This is a genomic window from Lysobacter enzymogenes (genome assembly GCF_017355525.1).
Lineage (GTDB): Bacteria > Pseudomonadota > Gammaproteobacteria > Xanthomonadales > Xanthomonadaceae > Lysobacter > Lysobacter enzymogenes_C.
The window spans coordinates 60540-83256 of sequence record NZ_CP067395.1; the positions used below are offsets into that span (position 1 = coordinate 60540).

The 22717-nt window shown below is 70.0% G+C and carries 17 protein-coding genes, 1 tRNA gene and 1 pseudogene; 11 read left to right on the forward strand and 8 right to left on the reverse strand.

Annotated features, from left to right (window positions below):
• Nucleotides 1-100: 100 nt before the first annotated feature.
• From asnB to JHW38_RS00455, 3 genes and pseudogenes are all read left to right on the forward strand, one after another.
• A pseudogene (gene asnB / locus JHW38_RS00445) lies at nucleotides 101-1984 on the forward strand (asparagine synthase (glutamine-hydrolyzing)); the annotation flags it as partial.
• Between the two features lie 201 nt (nucleotides 1985-2185).
• Entirely contained in the window at nucleotides 2186-3091 is a 906-nt protein-coding gene (locus JHW38_RS00450) for a LysR family transcriptional regulator (protein WP_207524084.1), read from the forward strand.
• Between the two features lie 131 nt (nucleotides 3092-3222).
• Nucleotides 3223-4197 (forward strand): cyclase family protein, encoded by a 975-nt coding sequence (locus JHW38_RS00455; protein WP_207524085.1) that lies wholly within the window; start codon nucleotides 3223-3225, stop codon nucleotides 4195-4197.
• 109 nt (nucleotides 4198-4306) lie between these two features.
• On the opposite strand, the gene JHW38_RS00460 is transcribed toward JHW38_RS00455, so the two are convergent.
• On the reverse strand, nucleotides 4307-4783 hold the full coding sequence (locus tag JHW38_RS00460; RefSeq protein ID WP_207524086.1) for a hypothetical protein: 477 nt from the start codon (nucleotides 4781-4783) through the stop codon (nucleotides 4307-4309).
• Nucleotides 4784-5203: 420 nt separating this feature from the next.
• On the opposite strand from JHW38_RS00460, the gene JHW38_RS00465 reads away from it, so the two are divergent.
• From JHW38_RS00465 to JHW38_RS00485, 5 genes are all read left to right on the forward strand, one after another.
• Complete coding sequence (locus tag JHW38_RS00465; protein WP_207524087.1) at nucleotides 5204-7039, forward strand: SpoIID/LytB domain-containing protein; 1836 nt, start codon at nucleotides 5204-5206, stop codon at nucleotides 7037-7039.
• Between the two features lie 67 nt (nucleotides 7040-7106).
• The gene (locus JHW38_RS00470; protein WP_207524088.1) at nucleotides 7107-8711 is read left to right on the forward strand and encodes a peptidoglycan recognition protein family protein; all 1605 of its coding nucleotides are present in this window, start codon (nucleotides 7107-7109) and stop codon (nucleotides 8709-8711) included.
• 361 nt (nucleotides 8712-9072) lie between these two features.
• Nucleotides 9073-9450, forward strand: coding sequence for a hypothetical protein (locus JHW38_RS00475; RefSeq protein ID WP_207524089.1), 378 nt, complete (start codon nucleotides 9073-9075; stop codon nucleotides 9448-9450).
• A 169-nt stretch (nucleotides 9451-9619) separates the two neighbouring features.
• Nucleotides 9620-10018, forward strand: coding sequence for a VOC family protein (locus JHW38_RS00480; protein WP_207524090.1), 399 nt, complete (start codon nucleotides 9620-9622; stop codon nucleotides 10016-10018).
• Between the two features lie 105 nt (nucleotides 10019-10123).
• Nucleotides 10124-11017 (forward strand): type I restriction enzyme HsdR N-terminal domain-containing protein, encoded by an 894-nt coding sequence (locus JHW38_RS00485; RefSeq protein WP_207524091.1) that lies wholly within the window; start codon nucleotides 10124-10126, stop codon nucleotides 11015-11017.
• A 70-nt stretch (nucleotides 11018-11087) separates the two neighbouring features.
• Here JHW38_RS00485 and JHW38_RS00490 read toward each other — a convergent pair.
• Both JHW38_RS00490 and rnd read right to left on the reverse strand, forming a co-directional pair.
• A tRNA-Ala gene (locus tag JHW38_RS00490) sits at nucleotides 11088-11163 on the reverse strand.
• A gap of 100 nt (nucleotides 11164-11263) precedes the next feature.
• On the reverse strand, nucleotides 11264-12376 hold the full coding sequence (gene rnd / locus JHW38_RS00495) for a ribonuclease D (protein ID WP_207524092.1): 1113 nt from the start codon (nucleotides 12374-12376) through the stop codon (nucleotides 11264-11266).
• Between the two features lie 205 nt (nucleotides 12377-12581).
• Between rnd and JHW38_RS00500 the strand changes: the two genes are divergently transcribed.
• A complete protein-coding gene (locus JHW38_RS00500; RefSeq protein WP_428995278.1) occupies nucleotides 12582-14468 on the forward strand; it encodes an SUMF1/EgtB/PvdO family nonheme iron enzyme in 1887 nt (628 codons plus the stop codon).
• A 152-nt stretch (nucleotides 14469-14620) separates the two neighbouring features.
• On the forward strand, nucleotides 14621-15547 hold the full coding sequence (locus JHW38_RS00505; protein ID WP_207524093.1) for a M48 family metallopeptidase: 927 nt from the start codon (nucleotides 14621-14623) through the stop codon (nucleotides 15545-15547).
• Between the two features lie 123 nt (nucleotides 15548-15670).
• Here JHW38_RS00505 and phbB (JHW38_RS00510) read toward each other — a convergent pair whose 3' ends face one another.
• From phbB (JHW38_RS00510) to gluQRS, 4 genes are all read right to left on the reverse strand, one after another.
• Complete coding sequence (gene phbB, locus JHW38_RS00510) at nucleotides 15671-16411, reverse strand: acetoacetyl-CoA reductase (RefSeq protein ID WP_207524094.1); 741 nt, start codon at nucleotides 16409-16411, stop codon at nucleotides 15671-15673.
• A gap of 218 nt (nucleotides 16412-16629) precedes the next feature.
• A complete protein-coding gene (gene phaR, locus JHW38_RS00515) occupies nucleotides 16630-17142 on the reverse strand; it encodes a polyhydroxyalkanoate synthesis repressor PhaR (protein WP_207524095.1) in 513 nt (170 codons plus the stop codon).
• 360 nt (nucleotides 17143-17502) lie between these two features.
• Nucleotides 17503-18243 carry an acetoacetyl-CoA reductase gene (gene phbB / locus JHW38_RS00520; RefSeq protein ID WP_207524096.1) on the reverse strand — a complete coding sequence of 247 codons (741 nt, stop codon included), beginning with the start codon at nucleotides 18241-18243 and terminating at the stop codon, nucleotides 17503-17505.
• Nucleotides 18244-18288: 45 nt separating this feature from the next.
• Nucleotides 18289-19242: a tRNA glutamyl-Q(34) synthetase GluQRS gene (gene gluQRS, locus JHW38_RS00525; RefSeq protein ID WP_242691110.1), complete on the reverse strand. Its 954-nt coding sequence runs from the start codon at nucleotides 19240-19242 to the stop codon at nucleotides 18289-18291.
• Between the two features lie 177 nt (nucleotides 19243-19419).
• On the opposite strand from gluQRS, the gene htpX reads away from it, so the two are divergent.
• Complete coding sequence (gene htpX, locus JHW38_RS00530; protein ID WP_207524097.1) at nucleotides 19420-20334, forward strand: protease HtpX; 915 nt, start codon at nucleotides 19420-19422, stop codon at nucleotides 20332-20334.
• Nucleotides 20335-20472: 138 nt separating this feature from the next.
• Here the strand turns inward: htpX and JHW38_RS00535 are convergent, their stop codons facing one another.
• Nucleotides 20473-22563, reverse strand: a complete 2091-nt coding sequence (locus tag JHW38_RS00535) for a GGDEF/EAL domain-containing response regulator (RefSeq protein WP_207524098.1) — start codon at nucleotides 22561-22563, stop codon at nucleotides 20473-20475.
• Nucleotides 22564-22717 lie beyond the last annotated feature (154 nt).

A 22717-nucleotide genomic window follows, 5' to 3' on the forward strand; every position in this document is an offset into this window, starting at 1 on the left:
CCTTCTTCCGAATTCAGCTGCCTCCCACCTTCCGCCGAGCGCGCCCGATGAACCTCGCGACCCGCTGCAACTTCTCCCGACATTTCCTGTGGAGGCGCGCATGAGCGGCCTGGCTGGGCTGTGGCGCGCGCAGCCGGATTGGGAGGACGAGCGCCTGCGCTACTGCATGCGTTCGATGATCCACGCCTTGCAGCACCGCGGCGCGCACGCGCATGCGCTGTGGAGCGACCCCGCCGCCGGCGTCGCCGTCGCCCATTGCCGCGAGCGCGCGGGCGCCGCGCAGCCGGTCGCCAGCGCCGACGGCCGCTATCTGCTGAGCATGGACGGCGCGCTGTACGAGCGCGAATCGCTGCACCGTTCGCTGATCGCATTGAACGCGGTCGGCGAGGAGGCCAGCGACGCCGAGCTGATGCTGGCCGCGATCGTGCGCTGGGGCCTGCGCCGCGCGCTGGCGCGCTGCGACGGCGCGTTCGCGCTGAGCCTGTGGGACCGCCAGGACCGGCAGCTGTGGCTGGCCCGCGACCGGGTCGGCGAGCGTCCGCTGTACTACGGCTGGATCGACGGCGATTTCGCCTACGGTTCCGAACTCAAGGCGCTGCACCGCCATCCCGGCTTCGACGCGCCGGTGGACCGCGACGCGTTGAGCCTGCTGTTGCGCTACGACTACATTCCCGCGCCGTTCTCGATCCACTGCGGCGTGTTCAAGCTCGCCCCGGGCACCTTGCTGCGGCTGACGTACCAGGCGCTGCGCGCCGGCGCCGGCGCGCACCAACCCGAGCGCGACGCGCAGACCTACTGGTGCGCGCGCCAGCGCATGGCCGAGGCGGTCGAACTGCGCGGCGAGCTCGGCGCCGACGAGGCCGTCGACCAGCTCGAAATCCTGCTGCAACAGGCGGTCAGCGCGCGCATGCGCGCGCCGTGCGCGGTCGGCGCGTTCCTGTCCGGCGGCACCGATTCCTCGCTGGTGACGGCGATGATGCAGGCGCAGTCGGCGACGCCGGTCGACACCTACGCGATCGGCTTCGACGACGACCGCCACGACGAAAGCGACTGGGCGCGCGCGGTGGCGCGCGCGCTCGGCACCCGCCACACCGAGCACCGGGTCGGCGGGCGCGAGGCGCTGGAGGCAATCGAGCGCCTGCCGCAGGTGTGGTGCGAACCGTTCGCCGATTCCTCGCAGGTGCCGACCCTGATCGCCAGCGAACTGGTCGCGCGGCGCAGCCCGGTGGCGCTGACCGGCGACGGCGGCGACGAACTGTTCTTCGGCCATTCGGCGTATTGCCGCGCGGTGCGCAACGCGCGCTGGAACGAGCGCGTGCCGGCGCCGCTGCGCCGGCTGGCGCCGCGCCGCAGCGGCGACGGCGCCGAGCGCGCGCGCCTGGGCGGGCTGCGCGCGCTGTGGGCCGAACTCGGCGCGCAGCGCGTGGAAGACCATTACCTGCAACGGGTCTCGCGCTGGCGCGACCCGGCCGCCGCGGTGCCCGGCGCGCGCGAACCGGCGACCCTGTTCGGCGACTGCGCCGGCCACCTGCCGGTCGGCGACGCCGCCGACCGCGTGCAATACCTCGATTTCCGCATGGACCTGCCGAACGGCATCCTGACCAAGATCGACCGCGCCGGCAGCGCCTGCGGCCTGGAGACGCGCTCGCCGCTGCTGGACCGCAGCGTGATCGAGTTCGCCTGGTCGCTGCCGACCTCGCTCAAGCACCATCGCGGCGAGCAGAAGTACGTGCTCAAGCGCCTGCTCGAACGCTATCTGCCGCACAAGCTGATCTATCGCCCGAAGACCGGCTTCGGCGCGCCGGTGTCGCGCTGGCTGCGCGGGCCGCTGCGCGAATGGGCCGAGGCGCTGCTGGACGAATCGCGGCTGCGCCGCGAAGGCCACTTCGACCCGCGCGCGATCCGCACGGTCTGGAACGAGTTCCAGGCCGGCGAGCGCAAGTGGCATACCCATCTGTGGAACGTGCTGATGTTCCAGGCCTGGCTGGAGCGGCACCGCTACGCCGCGGCGCCGCTGCCGCTGGCGTTGGCGGCCGAGATGGCGCCGGCCGCCGCGCCGCGCCGGCTCGGCGCGCTGGAGAGCGCGGCCGGCTGACCGCTGCGCGTCGACAGCGCGCGCAGCGCTGGCCGCTGCGCGCCGGCGGCGGCATCATGGCCGCCCCGAACGCGCAACCACGGCCTTTGCATGGACTCACTCGCGCTGATGCGCAGCTTCCGCCGAGTGGTGGAACTCGGCAGCTTCGCCCGCGCCGCCGACGACTTGAACCTGTCGGCCGCCGGCCTGAGCAAGCAGGTGCGCCAGCTCGAGGCGCGGCTGGGCACGGTGCTGATCCAGCGCACCACCCGGCGCATGAGCCTCACCGACGGCGGCCGGCTGTATTTCGCCGAATGCGGCCGGCTGCTCGACGAGATCGACGCGCTGGAGCAGCGCGTGCGCGAAGGCTCCGAGCGCGTCGACGGCCTGCTGCGGGTCAGCGCGCCGCTGTCGTTCGGGCTGCGCGTGCTGTCGCCGCTGTTGAGCCGGTTTCTGGCCGAACACGCGCATCTGCGCCTGGATTTAGTGTTGGAAGACCGCGTCGTCGACTTGGTCGGCGAAGGCTTCGACGTGGCGGTGCGGCTGCGCGCCGAACTGGAGGATTCCAGCCTGGTCGCGCGCCGGCTCGGCAGCGTGGGGCAGCTGCTGTGCGCCGCGCCGGACTACCTGCGCCGCCGCGGCGAGCCGCGCACGCCGCAGGAGTTGTGCGGGCATGCGCTGCTCGGCTACAGCCTGTCCGAATCGCCGCGCGCGTGGCGCCTGCAGGGCGAAGACGGCGAACGCGAGTTCATGCTGCCGGCGCCGCGCGTGGCCGCCAACAACAGCCTGTTGCTGCGCGATCTGCTCGTCGACGGCCATGGCGTCGGCAGCCTGCCGGCGTTCGTGGCGGCGCCCGACATCGCCGCCGGCCGCCTGCGCGAAGTGCTGCCGCGCCATCGCCAGCCGCCGCGGCACGTGCACGCGGTCTACGCCACCGGCCGCCACCTGCCGGCCAAGGTGCGCGCCTTCGTCGATTTCCTCGGCGAGCGGCTGCCGGCGGCGCTGGCCGATTGCTGAGCGCCAGCGAATAGTCCCTGCACCCGGCGCGGCTGTTTCGCCCGCGCCGCGGCGCCCAAGCTGTCTCCACGCGGCCGCTCAGCGCCGCCCTCGAACCGCGCTGTACCGGCGCGAACGCATGGAGACTTTCGATGAAACCCGTATCCGCTTTTGTCGGCGCCGCACTGGCGCTGGCCTTGTCCGCGCCCGCCGCGGCCGCCGACGTCGGCCGCAGCCCCTGGGGCGCCGACGACCAGATCGGCCGCCTGAACCTGATCACCGAGCAATCCACCGCGGCGGTGCTCGGCCGCCTGCGCGGCGGCAAGGTCTACGACTTGGCCACCGAGTACTTCGTCGGCATGCCGAGCTGGCAGGCCGCGGGCGATCCGCACTACCAGTTCTGGATGACCCACACCCCGCGCGGCACCCAGGTCGACGACCCGATGCAGGTCGGCGCGGCGATGAACGCCCACACCAGCTACACCGGCTCCGCGTTCTCGATGTACACCCACACCGGTACCCATATCGATGCGCTGAACCATTTCGGCATCGGCGGGCGCATCTGGAACGGGTTCGAGGCCGACAAACATCTCGGCGACCGCGGCTGGAACAAGGCCGGGATCGAGAAATTCCCGCCGCTGATCGCGCGCGGCGTGATGCTCGACGTCGCCGCGGCCAAGGGCGTGGACATGTTGCCCGACGCGTACCGCATCACCCGCCAGGACCTGCGCGAAGCGCTGGCCCGGCAGAAGCTGCAACTGCAGCGCGGCGACATCGTGCTGATCCGCACCGGGCGGATGAAGCTGTTCGAGCAGGCCGACGCCTACATCGCCAAGCCGCCGGGCCTGGGCATCGACGCGGCGCGCTATCTGGTCGAGGACGCCGGCGCGATGGTGATCGGGGCCGACAATCTGAGCCTGGAAACCTTTCCCTCGGAAGTGCAGGGCGAGTACGTGCCCCTGCACACCTACCTGCTGGCCCAGCACGGCGTGCCGATCATCGAGTTGATCGCGCTGGACGAACTGTCGCGCGACCAGGTCTACGAGTTCGCCTTCATCGGCGGGCCGCTGAAGATCCGCGGCGGCGACGCCGCGCCGCTGCGGCCGGTGGCGATTCCGCTGCGGTGAATGTTGTGTTGCACGCGGCGCTTGCGGGTGCGAGTGGCGTCGCGCTTGCGAGCGCAGCAAAACGTTCCGGGGCCGAAGCGGCCCCGGAACGCGTGCGGACCGATGCGGCTTACTGCGGGCAGGACTCCTGCAGTTCGTAGTACTGCAGTTCCGACGGCGCCACGCCCCAGCCGCTGCCCTGGACCAGGCCGGCCGAATCGGCATACGACAGGTTGATGCTCACGCCGGGGTAATCGCCGACGCTGAGCGTGGCGTAGAGGCTCTTGGCGCCGCTGGTGGCGTTGTAGGCGTCGACCGCGGTCTTGAACCGCGACAGCGCCACCGAGTTGCTGGTGAAGGTGCGCAGCGAGGACAGGTCGAGCGCGAACGCGTACTGCACGTTGGTCGGGCCGTAGCGGTTGACCGTGCTCGGCACGACGATCGGCTTGTTGCTCCAGTAGTGGTTGATGACGCGCAGATCGCAGGTGCCGGCCTGGGGAAAGCCGGTCGGCGCGTTGAGCCGGCCCAGCGAGGTCCAGCCGGAGGCGAGGGCGCCGTGGCTGGCCAGGGCCAGCGCGCAGAACAGGGCGTAGCGCTTGAAGTTCATGAGACTCCTTGTCGGAACTGAGGAAGGGCGCGCCGTGTCCGGCGGCGCCCGCCGCGCCCGCGTCGCGGGCGGTCGGCATCGCCATTAACGCCCGCGGGCGTCTTACCGGGTTGGACGCGCGCCGGCGCCGGCATGCCGGCGGTCGGCCGCAACGCTGCGTCGGTCGACGCGGCGCGCGCAGTCTGCGCCGCGCTCGCGTCGCGCGCGTGACCGCGCCGCGACAGGCGAGCGTCGGCGCCGGCACGCCGCGGCAGTGACCGCCATCGCGATACCGCAACGCATGCGCCGCCTGCGCGCGCATCGACAGGTGCCCGACAGCCGCGCGGCCTACAACGAAGGCCGCGGGCGCCGCCCGTTGCCTTCGCCGCCCATGCCTTCGCCGGCCGCGGCGGACGCACTCAGCCGATCCGGGATTTCGCCATGACCTCTCGCCGCACCCGTTCCCCTCATCCCGGCCGCGCCGCGCCCGCGCCGCTGGCGCGCAGCGGCCTGCCGTGGCTGGCCGGCTTTTGCACGCTGATCATGGGCAGCGCCTTCGCCGGGCAGAACGCGCCCGCCGCGGCCGCGGCGGCGACCGCCGATACCGCGCGCATCGCCGTGCGCAGCGACGCCACCGCGGCCGCGTTCGACCTGCGCGTGCGCGACAGCGTCAGCGGCCGCGCGCTGCCGGCGCAGCTGAGCCTGGCGCCGGTCGGCGCCGCCGCGGCGCGGCAAAGCCTCGATCTGGCCGCCGCGGGCGGCCGCGTCGCCGGCCTCGCGCCGGGCGAGTACCGCGTCACCGTGTCCGCACCGGGCTATCTGCCGGTGGTCACCACCGTGCATTCCGACAACGCGCTGGGCCTGCCGACGACCGTGTGGCTGTCGCCGAAGCGCGAATCCGAAGCGCTCGACCTGCTCGCGCTGAAGGCCGCCGAATGCAGCGATTGCAGCGTGCTCAGCGGCCACGTCTACGACCAGCGCACGGGCCAGCCGCTGGCCGGCGCGCGTGTGCGCAGCGGCCTGGGCGAGCGCGCGGTCGCCGATGCCGACGGCTACTTCGAACTGCGCGGCAAGTTCGTCAACGACGCGTCGCGGCAGGACGCGCCGCCGCCGACCACCTCGCTGGAGATCGAAGCGCCGGGTTACCGCGCGCAGCGCCTGGAAGGCTTGTCGCTGGTCAACGACTCCAGCCACTTCGTCGTCGACCTGCAGCGCGGCAGCGGCCGCAGCGTGGAAAAGCGCGTGCACGCCCAGGCCGAAGACAACGCCGCGGCGTTGCGCGAGCGCGAAGCGCTCATGCGCCAGCTCGATGCGGACAACGCCGGGCAGGCGATGCGCGCGGGGCAGACGCTGGCCGCCGCGCAGGTCTCGGCGACGGCGGTGTCGGTGCCCTCGAGCATCCGCGTCGGCACCAGTTGCTCCGGGCGTTCGTGTTCCGGCGTGTCGGTCTACAGCCTCGAAGACTACGTGGCCAAGGGCCTGGACGAGGAGTGGATCCCGTCCTGGCACGCGCAATCGCTGGCCGCCGGCGCGGTCGCTTACCGCACCTACGGCGCCTACTTCGTCGCCCATCCGATCAGCAGCCGCTACGACATCTGCAACACCACCTCGTGCCAGGTGTTCAACGCCGACTCGGTCTCGGCCACCGTCGCCGCCGCCAACGCCACCCGTGGGGTGATCCTCAGCCGCGACGGCAAGAGCGCGGCGTTCAGCGAATACTCGTCGGAAAACAACGCTTGGGACGATCCCAGCGACGGCCTGTCGTGCAGCAACAACGACCTGAGCTGCGGCAACGGCAACAACGGTTCGCCGCGCAACAACTGGCCCTGCCTCAGCGATTCGGTCGGCAAGGGCAAGGGCTGCTTCGGCCACGGCCGCGGCATGAGCCAGTGGGGCACCCAGCGCTGGGCGGCCAACAACGGCCGCGACTGGAAGTGGATCACCGACCACTACTTCAACAACAACAACAAGCCCGCCGGCATGCGCAACGCGTTCCGCTCCGACGGCGGCGGCAGCCCGAATCCGGGCGGCGCGCCGGGCACGGTCGACACCAACGGCACGCCGCTCAACGTGCGCTCGGGTCCGGGCACCGGCTACTCGGTGGTCGGCACGCTCGCCGACGGCAGCAGCGTGACGATCCAATGCCAGACCAACGGCACCAGCGTCACCGGCACCTTCGGCACCAGCAAGATCTGGAACCGCATCGGCAGCGGGCGCTTCATTCCCGACGCCTACACCCAGACCGGCTCCGACGGCCGGGTCGCGCCGGATTGCTGAGCGGCGCGATGCGGCACCGGCGCGCACGCCGCGCGCCGCCACCACCTCACTTCTTCGAGGATTTCCCGTGAACTTGCTTTCCAGAACCTTGCTCGCGACCGCGCTCGCCGTCGCCTGTCTGCCGGCCGCGCACGCCGGCAAACCCGTCGCCGCCGCCGATGCGCTGGCCGACCCCGCGCTCGCCGCGCGCATCCGCGTCGAGCAAGACGCGCTGCGCGGCGAACGCGCGCAGTTGCCGGTTTACTTCCGCCAGGCCTATGCGCGCTATCCGGCGATTCCGGCCGGCACGCTCGAATCGCTGGCCTACGTGGCCAGCCGCTGGCAGCACCTGCGCCCGTCGCCGGCGCAGGAACACAGCGAAATGCCGCGCGCTTACGGCGTGATGGGGCTTTATCGCGGCGAAGGTTTCGCCGATCAGGTCGGCGAAGCCGCGCGCCTGCTGGGCGTGCCGGAAGCGCGCATTCTTGCCGAACCTTCGCTCAACATCCTTGCCGCCGCTGCGTTGCTCGATCGCGAGATCGGCCGCGACGGTGCGCTGCGCAAGCCCGATGCCGAAGCGCTGCGTCCGGCGCTGGAGCGTTACGCCGGCTTCGCCAAGCCCGTCGCCGGCGCGGCGAAAAGTGCGGCGGCCGACTATGCGCGTGCCAGCTTCGCCTACGACGTATTGTTGACCCAGGATCGCGGCATCGACGGCAAAAATCCGGGAGAGCAGGGCATCCAGATCCCCGCGCGCGAGATCGCCTGGGAACGCGCGTTCGACGCGCCCGCGCTGGTGCGCCTGCGCGCGCCGCTGCTGCGCCTGAACGCCGATGCCGATCGCATCGAAACCGCCGATTACTACGTCGATTCCGACAGCCAGACCCTGCGCAGCAAAGACCCGCAAGTCGCCGCCGCCGCGGCCAGCCAGGACTACGGCCCGGCGCTGTGGGTGGCCTCGCCTTACCACTCCGCGCGCACGTCGTACGATTCGGCGACGATCCATACCGTGCAGGGTTCCTACGCCGGCAGCATCTCGTGGTTCCAGAACAATCCCGACCACGTCAGCATCCACTACCTGGTGCGCAGCAGCGACGGCCAGATCACCCAGATGGTGCGCGAGAACCGCGCGGCCCATCACGTGCTCTCGCACAACCCGACCACGCTCGGCATCGAGCACGAGGGCTATGTCGACAACGCCTCGTGGTACACGACCGCGATGTACAACGCCTCGGCCGGCATCGTCCGCCACTTCTGCGCCAAGTACTCGGCGATCAAATGCGCCAGCGCGTTCCAGGGCCCGGCCGGCAGCTCGGTGCGGGTGTTGCCGGCCAGCGTCAAGGTCAAGGGCCACCAGCACTACAGCGGCAACGACCACACCGACCCGGGCAAGAACTGGGACTGGGCGCGTTACTACAAGCTGCTCAATCCGGGCGGCGGCAATCCCGGCGCGCCGGGCACGGTCGACACCAGCGGTTCGCCGCTGAACGTGCGCTCCGGCCCGGGTACGAGCTACTCAGTGGTCGACACGCTCGCCGACGGCGCCAGCGTGACGATCCAGTGTCAGACCACCGGCACTTCGGTCACCGGCACCTACGGCACCAGCAACATCTGGAACCGCATCGGCACTGGGCGCTTCATTCCCGACGCCTACACGTACACCGGTTCCGACGGCCGCGTCGCGCCGGATTGCTGAGCGCGGCGTCCGTATCGGTTTCAACGCGTCGAGGTGGGCGGGCGCGGCGGCGGCTGGTCGGCGCCGTCGCGCCCGTTTTTTTCGCATGCCTGATCGCCGCGTTCGCACCGATGGCCGCGTCGCAATCGCCATTGGGAGCGGCCGCAATTGCAATTCAGAGCGTCGAGGTGGGCGGGCGCGGCGGCAGTCGGTCGATGCCGTCGCGCCCGTTTTTCCGAGGATCGCGGGATTTTCGCTGATATCTGTTGCGTTAATCCCTGTCTCGCGCATGACACGCCGCGGTCACGCTGACCCCGCCAAGATGGCTTCCGCGACACCGGCGCCGCATTCGCGCAGCGCCGGCACCCAGCCGGAGGCGGACATGCGCAGCGCACGGCGTTCCCAATCGCAACTCATCGCCATCGGCCAGAACGCGCCGTGGGTGATCGCCAGCCGTCTCGGCGCGATCTCGCGCGCGGCCTCGGCACCGAGCGCAAAAGACGTCGGCGAACTGCATCGCATGGTCGACGAGAAATGGATCGCGCTCGGCAACGCGTGGTGGCAGATGTCGGCGCAATGGTGGCAATGGCAGGCCGGCTGGTGGCTGCGCCCGCAGCCCTGGCTCGGCCCGGCCGGCGACGATCCGCTGCGCTGGTGGCAGGAGGCGATGCACGCCGGCGACGCGGTGCTGGCCAGCGGCCTGCGCCCGGTCGCGCGAACGGTCGCACGCAACCGGCGGCGGCTGGCGTCGCGGGTCTGATCGACAAGGCCCGCGCGGCGCCTGCCGGTCGCCGCCGCATCGCATCCGTCCCGGCACAGCGCCCGGTGCGAACACACTTCGAAACGATTTGCATGCGCCCGCCGCAACACCGGCGGCTCTACCCTGGGGATCTCGCGACCGCCGCGTCGCGCCGCACCCAGGTCGCGCCATGCCGCCGGTCCAGGTCTGCCCCTTCCTGATGTTCTCCGGCCAATGCGAGGCCGCGATGAACCTTTACGTCGCGCTGATCCCCGACAGCCGCATCCTCGACATCCGCCGCTACGGTCCGGGCGAAACCGGGCCCGAAGGCACGGTCATGGTCGCCAGCTTCGCCCTCGGCGACCTGACCGTGATGTGCAGCGACAGCCCGGTGAAGCACGCCTTCGACTTCACTCCGTCGACGTCGCTGTTCGTGACCTGCGAATCGCGCGAGCAGCTCGACGTGTTGGCGGAGAAGCTCAGCGACAACGGCAAAGTGCTGATGCCGCTGGACAACTATGGCTTCAGCCAACGCTTTGCGTGGGTGCAGGATCGGTTCGGGGTGTCGTGGCAGCTCAATCTGGATTGAGCGATTGAGGGCGCAGGTATTTCTTATGTATTTTCGGTGAGCAAGTTCGCCACAACGAAAAAGCGGAGAAAAACCGGTCAGAAAAAATAACTGGTTCACCGTTCCTTGTTTCCGTGGCTGCGTTTGTCGGCCTGCATCCGGTCGGTTATTGTCGATGCACCGCTATATGCCTTTGGGGGTAAGGAAATGGCAGTCGTACCAAAGAAAGTGGCCGAGCGCCTGGTCGCCGGACTGAAACGTTATCAGCCTGTCTTGGCGGCGGCGCGAGCTCGCGATGTAGGCGAGGCCGATACCGTAACAATCATCAAGGATATGTTGGCTGACGTATTCGGATACGACAAATACTCAGACGTAACGTCCGAGCATTCCATTCGCGGAACCTTCTGCGATTTGGCGATCAAGATAGATAATCAACTGCAGACCTTGATCGAGGTCAAAGCCATAGGGCTGGAACTAAAGGATCAGCACGTCAAACAGGCGGTCGACTACGCCGCGAATCAGGGCGTGGATTGGGTACTGCTGACCAACGGGATCACTTGGCGGGTGTATCGCCTGATCTTCGCCAAGCCCATCGATCAGGAACTGGTGTTGGAGATCGACTTCTGCGCGTTGAGCACGCGTGCAGACGGCGACATCGAGTTGCTGTATCTGTGGTGCAAGGAAGGCTGGCAGCGTTCGGTTCTGGGCGAGTACCACACGCAGAAGCAAGCGCTGTCCCGTTTCTTCGTCGGAGCGATGCTGCAGACCGATACGGTGCTTGACGTTATCCGTCGCGAGTTGCGGCGGGTATCGCCGGATGTCCGGATCGATGCCGCGCAGATCAAGGCGGTCCTGGTCGGGGAGGTCATCAAGCGCGAGGTGCTGGAGGGCGAAAAGGCCGACGACGCTCGCAAGAAGATCGCCAGAGCCGCCAATACAGCACTTCGTGCCGCATCGGCCAAGCCGCCCAAGGCCGCGAAAGGAGCGGACGGCGACAGTTCCCAGATGGAGGCGGATTGACGACTGGCGCTGCGACGGTATTTCGCCCAACAAAAAAGCCGACGAGCGATCGTCGGCTTTTTTGTTGAATTGGTGGAGCCAGGGAGGATCGAACTCCCGACCTCGTCATTGCGAACGACGCGCTCTCCCAGCTGAGCTATGGCCCCGGATGAATCCGAGGCGGCAAGTTTAGCGGCACATCGGCGGCCGCGCTACCCCCGCCGCGAAAATTCGCCGGACCCGCGCCGCAGCAGCGTTTGCGGCGACTCAGGCGGCGCCGCTGGGCGCGGCCAGCAGCGGCGCCAGCGCCGGTTCGAGCGCGGCGCGGCGCCAGCCGGACAGGGCGTCGGGCCATTCGCCGTGGTCGAGCAGGGCCTCGAGCCAGCGGCGCGAGGCGAGCACGCCGTCGGGCAGGCCGAGCGCGGCGCTGCGGCCGGCGACGGCGTCCTGCAACTGGCGCAGGCGCTGTTTGTCGCGGGTCTCGGCGATGCCGGCGTCGGGGGCCTGGGCTTCGTCGGCCAGCGGCGTGGACAGTGCGGTCCAGATCGCGTCGGTCAGCTTGCGCGGCGCCTTGGGGTGGGCTTCGAGCTGGCGCTGCAAGGCGTCGCGGTCGGCCGGGGCCTGGCGGGCGATGGCCACGGCCAGTTCGTTGTCGAGGATCCAGGTGCGCGGCTTGTCGCTGTCGCGCGCGTAGCCGTCGCGCCAGCGCAGCAGGCGCAGCAGGCGCTGCTGGGCGGCGCGGTCGAGGAACTGGGCGCTGCGCAGCGACAGGTGCGGCCAGCGCTCGGCCGCTTCGTTCTCGGCGTTGACGACGGTGCGGGCGGCGTCTTCGGCCAGCCACTCGCGGCGGCCGAGCTGGCCGAGCAGGCCGTCGAGCGCGTCGTGCATGACGAACAGGTGGCGCACGTCGTCGGCGGCGTAGTCCAGCTGCGACGGCGACAGCGGCCGGCGCATCCAGTCCGAGCGGGTCTCGCCCTTGGGCAGGGCCACGCCGGTCAGCTGTTCGACCAGCTTCTGGTAACCCAGGCCGCCGCCGATGCCGGCCAGCGCCGCGGCCTGCTGGGTGTCGAACAAGGGCTTGGGCACCACGCCGCAAGCGTGCTTGAACGCGACCAGGTCCTCGCTGGGACTGTGCACCACCTTGAGGATGGCGGTGTCGGCCAGGATCGGCGCCAGCGCCTGGGTCATGCCCGGGCGCAGCGGGTCGACCAGCAGGATCGTCGGCTCGTCCTCGCCGTCGCGCTCGATGGCGATCTGCACCAGGGCCAGCTGCGGCCAATACGTGCGCTCGCGGATGAACTCGGTGTCCAGCCCGATGCGCGCGGGCTTGGCGTCGAAATGCGCTTGCAGCGCGTCGGGAGCGGTGATCCAAAGAGGCATGGGCGATGTGCTGGACGCGTGCGGGCCGGTCAGGGCCGGGCGGGCGACAATAGCTCAAATCGCCGTCGCGGGCCGCGACGGCTCGGGAAAGAACGCAAAAACCCGCAACGGCCGGCTTTGCCGAACGCCAAGGCCGGGTTCGCCGAATCCTCGTTCGCGCCGCGGCGCCGCCGCCGCGATGCCCGGCGCCGGCCCCTGAGACGATATGCTGCGCGGGTCGTCGCATCCCGCAGAGGCCGCAGGTTTGCCCGCAATCCACTGGATCCGCACGCTCGCTCTGGGCCTGGCCTGCGCCGGGCTGCTGGCCGCCTGCGGCGACCGCGCCGAGCGCGCCGGCGCGCAGACCGTGCCGCGCCAGCCGATCGTGACGGTCAGCGCCGATCAGGCGGTCTCGCCGGTGCCGCCGTGGCGGGCGCCGGCGGTGGCGGTCGGCGAGGACACCCAGGCCGCGCTGCGCAAGCGCGCCGATGCCGCGCTCAAGGCCGGCGACCTGTATGCGACCGCCGATTCGGCGATCCCGCTGTACTTGGCCTTGCGCGAGTTCGCGCCCAACGACCGCGGCGTCGCCGCCGGGCTGGACCGGGCGGTGGCGATGCTGCTGGCCGAGGGCGACGGCGCGCTCAAGCGCATCGACGAGGAACCGCTGGCGCTGCGCGAGGCGCACCGCGCCGCGGCGGTGGCGCGCGCGGTCGCGCCGGAGCATCGCAAGGTCGAAGCCTTCCTGGAGCGGCTCGACGCCGCCGACCAGGCGCAGGAAGCCAATCGCCTCGGCGAGGAAGCGCTCAACGCCGGCCGCATCGGCGAGGACGGCCGGGACGGCGGCGCGCTGGCCTATTTCCGCGAAGCCCTGGAGCTGCGTCCGCGCGACGTGCGCGCCGGCCAGGGCATCGCCGCGGCCGAGAGCGCGCTGATCCGCCGCGCCGAACTGGCCGCCGACCGCGACGACTACGCCGGCGCCGAGCGCTGGCTGGCCAAGGCCGCGCCGATCCGGCCGAAGCTGGACACCGCTTCCGACGCCCAGGGCCGCATCGCCGCGCAGCGCCAGGAGCGCATCCGCCGCCTGCGCGACGAGGGCATCGGCCTGCTGCCGAAGCTGCGCGGCATCGACGACGCGCGCGGCGTGCTGGCGACGCTGTTGCGGATCGCGCCGCCGGGCGATCCGGCCGCGGCCGAGCTGCGCGAGCGGATCGAACTGGCGACCCACTACGGCCTGTTCCGCCCGGGCCAGGTGTTCACCGACGCGATGAACCAGGGCGGTCGCGGCCCGCAGCTGGTGGTGATCCCGCACGGCGCGTTCCGCATGGGCGCCGAGCCCGGCGAAGCCGGTTCCAGCGACGCCGAGCGGCCGCTGCGCAACATCCGCTTCGAGCGCGGGCTGGCGGTGTCGCGCTACGAAATCACCGTCGGCGAATTCCGCCGTTTCATGAACGCCAGCAAGCACCGCGCCCGCGCCACCCGCCGCGGCTATTCGATCGCCTACGACGAACGCAGCGGCAATCTGGTGCGTCGCGGCGGCGTGGACTGGCGTTCGGACTACGCCGGCCAACCGGCGGCCGACAATCTGCCGGTGGTGCACGTCAGCGCCAAGGACGCCAACGCTTACGTCGAGTGGCTGTCGGGCATGACCGGGCAGCGCTACCGCCTGCCGAGCGAAGCCGAGTACGAATACGCGCTGCGCGCCGGCAGCCAGGGCGCCTATCCCTGGGGCGACGGCGCGCCGCCGGCCAAGGCCGGCAACCTGACCGGCGCGCTCGACGTCTCGCCGAGCGGCCGGCGCTGGCGCAACGCCTTCGCCGGCTACGGCGACGGCTTCTGGGGGCCGGCGCCGGTCGGCAGCTACGCGGCCAATGCATTCGGCCTTCACGACATGGGCGGCAATGTCAGCGAGTGGGTGGCCGACTGTTGGCACGACAACTACCGGCGCGCGCCGCGCGACGGCGCGGCGTGGTTCAACCCGGGCTGCCGCACGCGGGTGTTCCGCGGCGGCTCGTGGTCGAGCTCGCCGGCGCAGTCGCGCGCGGCGTGGCGGCAGGGCACCAGCGCCGACACCACCAACGGGCGCCTGGGCTTCCGGGTGGTGCGGGAGATCTGATCTGATGTCCGCGCCGCGGCCGCAACAGCGACCGCGGCGGGCAAGGCGAGGGGCCGAGCGCGGCGCCGGCGCGGCAAGCTAAAGTTTCGCCGGCGGCAGCGCCGGCAACGTTTCGCGGGCGGCGACGCCCGGCAATCTTCGGGAGCGGGCGGATGAGAGTGGACCCTTACGGCAATCAGGCGAGCGGCGGACGGCGCGGCTTCGGCGGCATGCGCTGGTGGATCCTGCTGCTGTTCGGCCTGTACGCGGCGTGGTCGTGGTTCGGCAGCGCCAAGACCGATCCCTACACCGGCGAGACCGCGCATTACGGCACCAGCGCCGACGAGGAAGTGCAGCTCGGCGAACAGGCGTTCGCGCAGGTGCTCAACGACGCCGGCTCGCAGCGCGCGCTGCTGGCCTCGAGCGCGCCGCAGAGCCAGGCGGTCAGCCAGATCGCCCAGCGCCTGATCGACAAGGTGCCGCAGGTCACCGACGCGCTGGCGCGGCAGAACAATCAGCAAGCGCCGACCGACTACCGCAATTTCAAGTGGAGCGTCGCGGTGATCGACTCGCAGGAGGCCAACGCCTTCTGCCTGCCCGGCGGCAAGATGGCGGTCTACACCGGCCTGTTCCCGGTGACCCAGAACGACGACGCGCTGGCGGTGGTGATGGGCCACGAGATCGCCCACGCGCTGTTGCGCCACGGTTCCCAGCGCATGGCCCAGCAGAAGCTGGTGCAGCTCGGCCAGGTCGCCGCCGGCGCGGCGGTCGGCGGGATGGACCCGCAACAGCAGCAGATGATCATGGGCGCGCTAGGCGCCGGCGCGCAGTACGGGCTGGTGCTGCCGTACGGCCGCAATCACGAGACCCAGGCCGACAAGGTCGGCCTGATGCTGGCCGCGGCCGCGTGCTACGACCCGCGTCAGGCGATTCCGTTGTGGCAGCGCATGTCGCAGCTCGGCGGCGGCCAGCGCCCGGCCGAGTTCGCCTCGACCCACCCGGACCCGGCCAACCGCATCGCGACCTTGCAGCAGCTGATGCCGAAGGCGCTGGAGTTCTATCAGGCCAATTGCGCGAACAAGCCGCTGGCGGCGCGCTGATCCAGCTCCCTGTAGGAGCGGCGCGAGCCGCGACTGCGACAACGCACCTGCGACGAACCTTACGGCGTAGTTGCGTTGTCGCAGTCGCGGCTCGCGCCGCTCCTACAGGAAGGCGGTGCAACTTCAGAAGCTCATGAACAAGCCGCCGTTGACCGGAATGTTCGCGCCGGTGATGAACCCGGCCTCGTCCGCGGTCAGGAACTCCACCGTGCGCGCGATCTCGCTCGGCTTGCCCAAGCGCCCGACCGGCACCGATTCGAGGATCTTGCCGCGGATCTCCTCCGGCACCGCCATCACCATCGCCGTTTCGCAATAGCCCGGCGACACCGAATTGACCGTCACGCCCTTGCGCGCCACTTCGCGCGCCAGCGCCATGGTGAAGCCGTGCATGCCTGCCTTGGCCGCGGAGTAGTTGGTCTGGCCGAACTGGCCGGTCTGGCCGTTGACCGAGCTGATGTTGACGATGCGGCCGAAGCCGCGTTCGGCCATCGCGTCGACCGTGTGCCGGCACAGGTTGAACACGCCGTCGAGGTTGACGTTGATGACCTCGTCCCAGGCGCGCCGCTCCATCTTGCGCAGGCTGCCGTCGCGGGTGATGCCGGCGGCGTTGACCAGGATGTCGATGGCCCCGAAGCGGCCGACGATGCGCTGCACCGCCGCGGCGCAGTCGTCGAAGTCGCCGACGTTGGCCGCTTCGAAACCGATGTCGTGGCCTTGGGTCAGCTGCGCGAATTCGGCGATGCGCTGCTCGCGCGCGCCCAGGTCGAGCGCGATCACGCGGCGGCCGGCGCGGGCCAGGGCCAGGCAGATCTCGCTGCCGAGCCCGCCGATGCCGCCGCTGACCACGGCGATGCGTTTGTTCATGCGATTCCCTCGAAAACCAGCATGGCCCGCGGCAGGGGGCGGATCGGCTCGACGGCTTGGGTGCGGCCGCACGGCGATCGCGCGGCGGGCGCGTGCGTGGCGTGTGTGCGTTGGGCGCGCGAGGCGCGATGTCGGCGATCGACGCAGGCGTCCTCCCCAGGCCGCCTGCGCGTGCGCGCCGGCCCGCGGCGCGCGAAGACTTTAGGGCCCGCCGCGGCTCAGCGCTCGCGCTTGCCCGGCTCGTGCTTGCCCGGTTCGCTGTTGCCCTTGGGCTTGGGCGTGACCGGCTGGCCGACGCTGCCGGACAGGTTCTGCTGGAACTCTTTCCACAGCGTGAGGTTGCGTTCGGTCAGCTGGTTCATCATCGCCCACGGCGTCTGCCCGAGCATGCCGCCCATCTGGTTGCGGAACTGCTGCTGCTGATCGAGGAACAGCTGCATCGAGCGTTCCAGGTAGTTGCCCATGAAGCCCTGCAGCGAGTCGCCGTAGAAACGGATGATCTGGCTCAGCAACTGGGTCGACAGCACCGGTTCGCCGTCCTGCTCGTGCTCGGCGATGATCTGCAGCAGCACTTGCCGGGTCAGGTCGTCGCCGGAGCGGGCATCGCGCACTTCGAACTCCTCGCCGTCGACGATGAGCTGGCGCACGTCTTCGATGGTGATGTAGCTGGAGATCTCGGTGTCGTAGAGACGACGGTTCGGATATTTCTTGATGACGCGAGTCGAGGCCATTGAGCTTTGGCTCTAAAAATCGTGGTGCCTTGCAGCATGGCGCAGGGCGCGGGGCCTTGCAACCGTTGCCGGGACGGACGGCGGCGCAGGCCGCGGGAAGGCGCCGGGAGGCGCGCGCGTGCGCTCCTCGCATGCGCCGCGCGGGACGACGAAAACCGCTGAAAAACCGCATCCGGCGCGATCGCCGACGGCGGTGCGGGCGCGCGCCGGGCAGCGGGCCGGGCGTTCCGCCAGCGAGCGCGGCGCGCACGCGGCGCGCCGGGCTTCAGACCTGAATAGGGTTGGCAGCGGCCGAGTGCGCGGCCGCTGCGCGAACGCCGCGCCGATGCGCCATCGCGGCGCGCCGACGCCGGCGCGGCTTCACCAACCCATGTACTGGCCGCCGTTGGCCGAGAGGTTGGCGCCGGTGATCCAGCCGGCCTCGTCGGGGATGAAGAACCCCACCGCGTAGGCGATCTCCTCCGGCGAACCCAGGCGTCCGGTCGGGATCTGGGCGATGATCTTGTTGCGCACGTCCTCGGGCACGGCCATGACCATGTCGGTGGCGATGTAGCCCGGCGACACCGTGTTGACGGTGATGCCGAAGCGCGCGTTCTCCTGCGCCAGCGAAATGGTGAAGCCGTGCATGCCGGCCTTGGCCGCGGCGTAGTTGGCCTGGCCGTACTGGCCCTTCTGGCCGTTGATCGAGCTGATCTGCACGATCCGCCCCCACTTGCGCTCGCGCATGCCCTCGATCACCGGGCGGGTGACGTTGAAGCAGGAGTTGAGGTTGGTGTCGATGACGTCGGTCCACTGCTGCGGCGTCATCCGGTGGAAGGTGGTGTCGCGGGTGATGCCGGCGTTGTTGACCAGGATGTCGACCGGGCCGATCTGGCGCTCGACCTCGCGCACCAGCGCCTCGGCGTGCGCGGGCGAGGACACGTCGCCGTGGGCGATGGCGACGTCGTAGCCCTGTTCCTTCATCTGCGCCTGCCAGGCGCGCCCTTTGGCTTCGTCCCGATAGTTGGTCGCGACCTTGTGCCCCAGTTTGGCGAGGCGCTGGACGATCGAGGTGCCGATGCCACCGGTACCGCCGGTGACGAGTGCAACGCGTGACTGCATATGCTGAGCTCTCCATGGCCGCAAAAGGGCGGTCGCGTCCCGATTCTAGACAGCATTCGTGCCGGGATCGTTGTGCATCGCGGCGAGACTGGAAGCCGCCTGCGGAATCTGTGCCGGACTGAACGAATCGCATGCCGCACTCAGCAATTGAGTGACAGTTTCCACCGCAACCAGGGCCTGCGGCGCCTGACCGAGCGCGGCCCAGGCCGCGCGCAGGGCCGGCAGCGGATCGGCCGGGTCCAGCGGATGCGCGGCCTCGGACTTGGACAGCTTGCGGCCGTGCGCGTCGAGCAGCAGCGGCAGGTGGGCGTACGCCGGCGTCGGCAGACCGAGCGCGCGCTGCAGCAGGATCTGGCGCGGGGTCGAGTCGAGCAGGTCGGCGCCGCGGACGATGTCGCTGATGCCCTGGTCGGCGTCGTCGACGACCACCGCGAGCTGGTACGCCCAATGGCCGTCGGCGCGGCGCAGGACGAAATCGCCGACCTCGCGCGCCACGTCCTGGCGCTGGCGGCCGAGCACGCCGTCGTCGAATTCGACCGTCGCGCCGTCGGCCACGCGCAGCCGCACCGCCGCCTGCGGCGCGGCGTGGTCGACACGCGGGCCGTGCGCGACGCAGCGCCGGTGCACGCCGCCGCTGGCGGCGAGATCGCTGCGGCTGCAATGGCAGACGAAGGCCTGGTCTGCGTCCAACAGACGTTGCAGCGACGCCGCGTACAGCGCGTGGCGCTGGCTTTGCCGCACCACCGGCCCATCGCTGAGCAGGCCGAATGCGCTCAGCGCGTCGAGTTGGCGTTGGGCGGCGCCGGGAACTTCGCGCGGCGGGTCGAGGTCTTCGATACGCACCAGCCATTGCCCGCCGTGCCGGCGCGCCAGCAGCCAACTGCCGAACGCGGCCAGCAGCGAACCCGCGTGCAGGTCGCCGGTGGGCGAGGGCGCGAAGCGGCCGCGATACGCGGCAGCGCCGCGCTCGAAATCGATGGAATGTTTATGTCCGGACAATGAACGAGAACCCGTGCCGCTGCGGTCGTCTTGTGGATTCTCGTTGAATTAACGCGGTCTTCGCCACATTTCCACATCAGCAGCGCCGGCCGGGCCGGCGCCGCGCCCGACACGGATCGTCGAACCGCCAGGGTTGCGCGAGGCGCGCAACCCATCGCCAATAAAGACGAAACCACCATGTTCAAGCGCATAGCCCTGTTCCTCGCCACCAATCTCGCCGTCCTGGTCCTGCTCGGCATCGTCATGTCGGTATTGCAGAACGTGTTCGGCATCCGCCTCGGCAACAACGGCGCGATCCTGGTCATGGCCATGGTGTTCGGTTTCGGCGGCTCGCTGATCTCGCTGCTGATGTCCAAGTGGGTCGCCAAGCGCAGCACCGGCGCCTACGTGATCGAGCAGCCGCGCAACGAAACCGAGCAGTGGCTGGTCGCCACCGTGCGCCGCCAGGCCGAGGCCGCCGGCATCGGCATGCCCGAAGTGGCGATCTACGACGCCCCGGAAATCAACGCCTTCGCCACCGGCGCCAACCGCAACAACTCGCTGGTCGCGGTGTCGACCGGCCTGCTGCGGGCGATGAGCCGCGACGAGGCCGAAGCGGTGCTCGCGCACGAGGTCAGCCACGTCGCCAACGGCGACATGGTGACGATGGCGCTGATCCAGGGCGTGCTGAACACCTTCGTGCTGTTCGCCGCGCGCATCGTCGGCGGCTGGATCGACGCGATGATGAGCGGCAACCGCGAAGGCGGCGGCCGCGGCCTGTTCTACTTCGTCACCGTGTTCGCGCTCGACATCGTGTTCGGCCTGCTCGCCAGCATGATCGCGATGGCGTTCTCGCGTTACCGCGAGTTCCGCGCCGACGCCGGCGGCGCGCGCCTGGCCGGCCGCGAGAAGATGATCGCCTCGCTCAAGCGCCTGTCGCTGACCTACGGCGAGAGCACCCTGCCGAACCAGGTCCAGGCCTTCGGCATCAGCGGCGCGGTCGGCCACGGCCTGTCCAAGCTGATGCGCAGCCACCCGCCGCTGGAGGAGCGCATCCAGGCGCTGATCGACGCGCCGCAGGAGCGCAGCAGCGGTTCGGCCGTCGTGCGCTGATCGCGATTCGCGACGCAACGAAAAAGCCCGCCATCCGGCGGGCTTTTTCTTTTCAGCGATTGTGCGAGGGGGAGTGGAAACACCGGAGCGGCCGATCTCACCGTTCCCCAACCCCCATTCCCCAATCCCGCTCTGGCTTTACTGGAAGTCGTAATCCATATCGGGCCCCGCCGCCGCCAGGAAATGCCCCTGCGCGTAGTCGATCCCGGCCGCGAACAGCAGGCTCATGCTCGCCGCATCCTGGACGAACTCGGCGATGGTCTGCCGGCCCAGTTCGCGCGCCTTCTCGGCGATCTCGCGGATGCGCTGCTGGTGGTCGGGATTGGTGGTCAGGTCTTCCATGTAGCCGCGGTCGATCTTGAGGAAGGCGGCGTCGAAATGGTTCAGCAGCTGGAACGAGTTGAGGCCGGCGCCGAACTGTTCCAGGCCCACGCGCACGCCGTAGTGGTAGACCCGCGACTGGAACTCCTGCGCCGCGCGCAGGTTGGTGAACACCTTGGATTCGGGCAGCTGCAACACCAGCAGCTTGCCGTCGGCGCCGTGCTTGGCCAGCTTCTCGACGATGTGCTCGAGCAGGCTTTCGTCCTGCAGCGAGGCCTGGGTGATCTTGACCAGCAAGGTGGTGCGCTTGCCCTGGCGCATGCGCTCGCCGATCACCTGGATCGCCTTGGCCACCACCCAGCGGTCGATTTCCCACAGCAGGCCGTGTTCCTCGGCGATCTGCAGGAACGACAGCGGCTGGACCAGCTCGCCGCCGTCGTCCGGGCCGACCGTCTGCATGCGCAGGTAGGCCTCGTACATCTCGATCGGTTCGCCGTGCAGGTTGATCAGCGGCTGGTAGTTCATGACGAAGCGGTCGGCGTCGAGCGCGTCGCGGATGCGCGCGACCCAGGCCGCGATGCGTTCTTCCTCGGCGCGGTCCGCGGCGCCGGGGTCGAACAATTCGCTGCGGTTGCCGCCGATGTCGATCGCCGATTGCAGGCACTGGCTGGCCTTGCCGAGCACCGCGGTGACGCTGGCGATCTTCTCGCCGATCTGCACGCCGCCGACGCTGGCGGTGGCGCTCAGGGCGAGGTGGTCGGTCTCCAGCACGCGTTCGAAGAACGCCGCGCGCAGGCGGTCGGCCAGGGCCGAGGTGTGCTGGTGGTCGCTGCGCAGGGTCAGCACCGCGAACTGGTGCTCGCTGAAGCGCGCGGCGATGTCGTCCGGGCCGATCGCTTCGCGCAGGCGCTGGCCGCAGGCGGCGACCAGCTGGTCGGCCTGGTCCAGGCCGATTTCCTGCAGCAACTGGTTGTAGTGGTCCGGCTCGACCAGCAGCAGGCCGTGATGGGCCTGGCCCTGGGCGGCGTCGGCGACCGCGTCCTCGAGCTGGCGCAGGAAGGTCGCGCGGTTGAGCAGGCCGGTGACCTGGTCGCGCTGGCGCAGCGCTTCGACTTCGCGCGCCAGTTCCGGGTCGATCTCCTGCCGGCGCAGCACCACTTGCAGGCAGTGCTCGCCTTCGTAGGTGGCGGGGGTGAACTCCATCACCGCCGGAAAGGCGTTGCCGTCGAGGGTGCGGGCCTGGGTTTCGTAGCTCGGCGGCGGCGCCTCGCCCTTGCTGAGCTGCTTGAGCAGTTGCTTGAAGCCGTCGACCTGGCTCGGCGCGACCAGATCGAGCAGGGACATGCCCTCGATGTCCTCGAACGATTCGAAGCCGAACATCTCCAGGTAGGCCGCGTTGGCGCGGATGTGCATGCCTTCGTGGATGTAGGCGATGGGATCGCGCGAGGAATCGATCAGCGCGTCGCAGCGGCGCTCGGTCTCGCGCACCTGGGCCTCGAGCTTGCGCAGCGAGCGGCGCGCTTCCAGGTCGGCCCATTCCGAGCGGATGCGGTGCTGCAGGTGGGCGATGTTGGAGCGCAGGACGATGCCGCGCGCGCCGATCTCCATGATCCCGAGCAGTGCGGTCTCGTCGACCGCTTCCATCATCACCAGCACCGGCAGGTCCTTGCCGCTGGCGTCGACCGCCTGCATCAGCTTGGCCAGCGAGACGTGGCGCGAGTTGCGCGCGGCCAGGACCAGGTCCGGCGGGTGCTGCAGGATCAGCGCCGACAGTTCCTGTTCGCTTTCCGGGCGCGTGGGCCGCACCGCGATGCCGCTGTTGCGCAGCGCGCTGACGATGGCTTCGGCCGCCTCTACGCTGTCGTCGACGATCAGCAAGCGCAGCACCATGTCTTTGCCGAATTGCATTCACCACCTCCGTGGGCCGGTTTTATGACACGAAGCGCCGGCCTCGTCCACGCGGGGACGAGAATCTGTGACCCGTTTTAGGGTTCGAACACGCCACGGATGCGAAGCTGGCGGACTTTGCGCGAACGCAAAGCCGCAACCTGCGGCGTTCCCC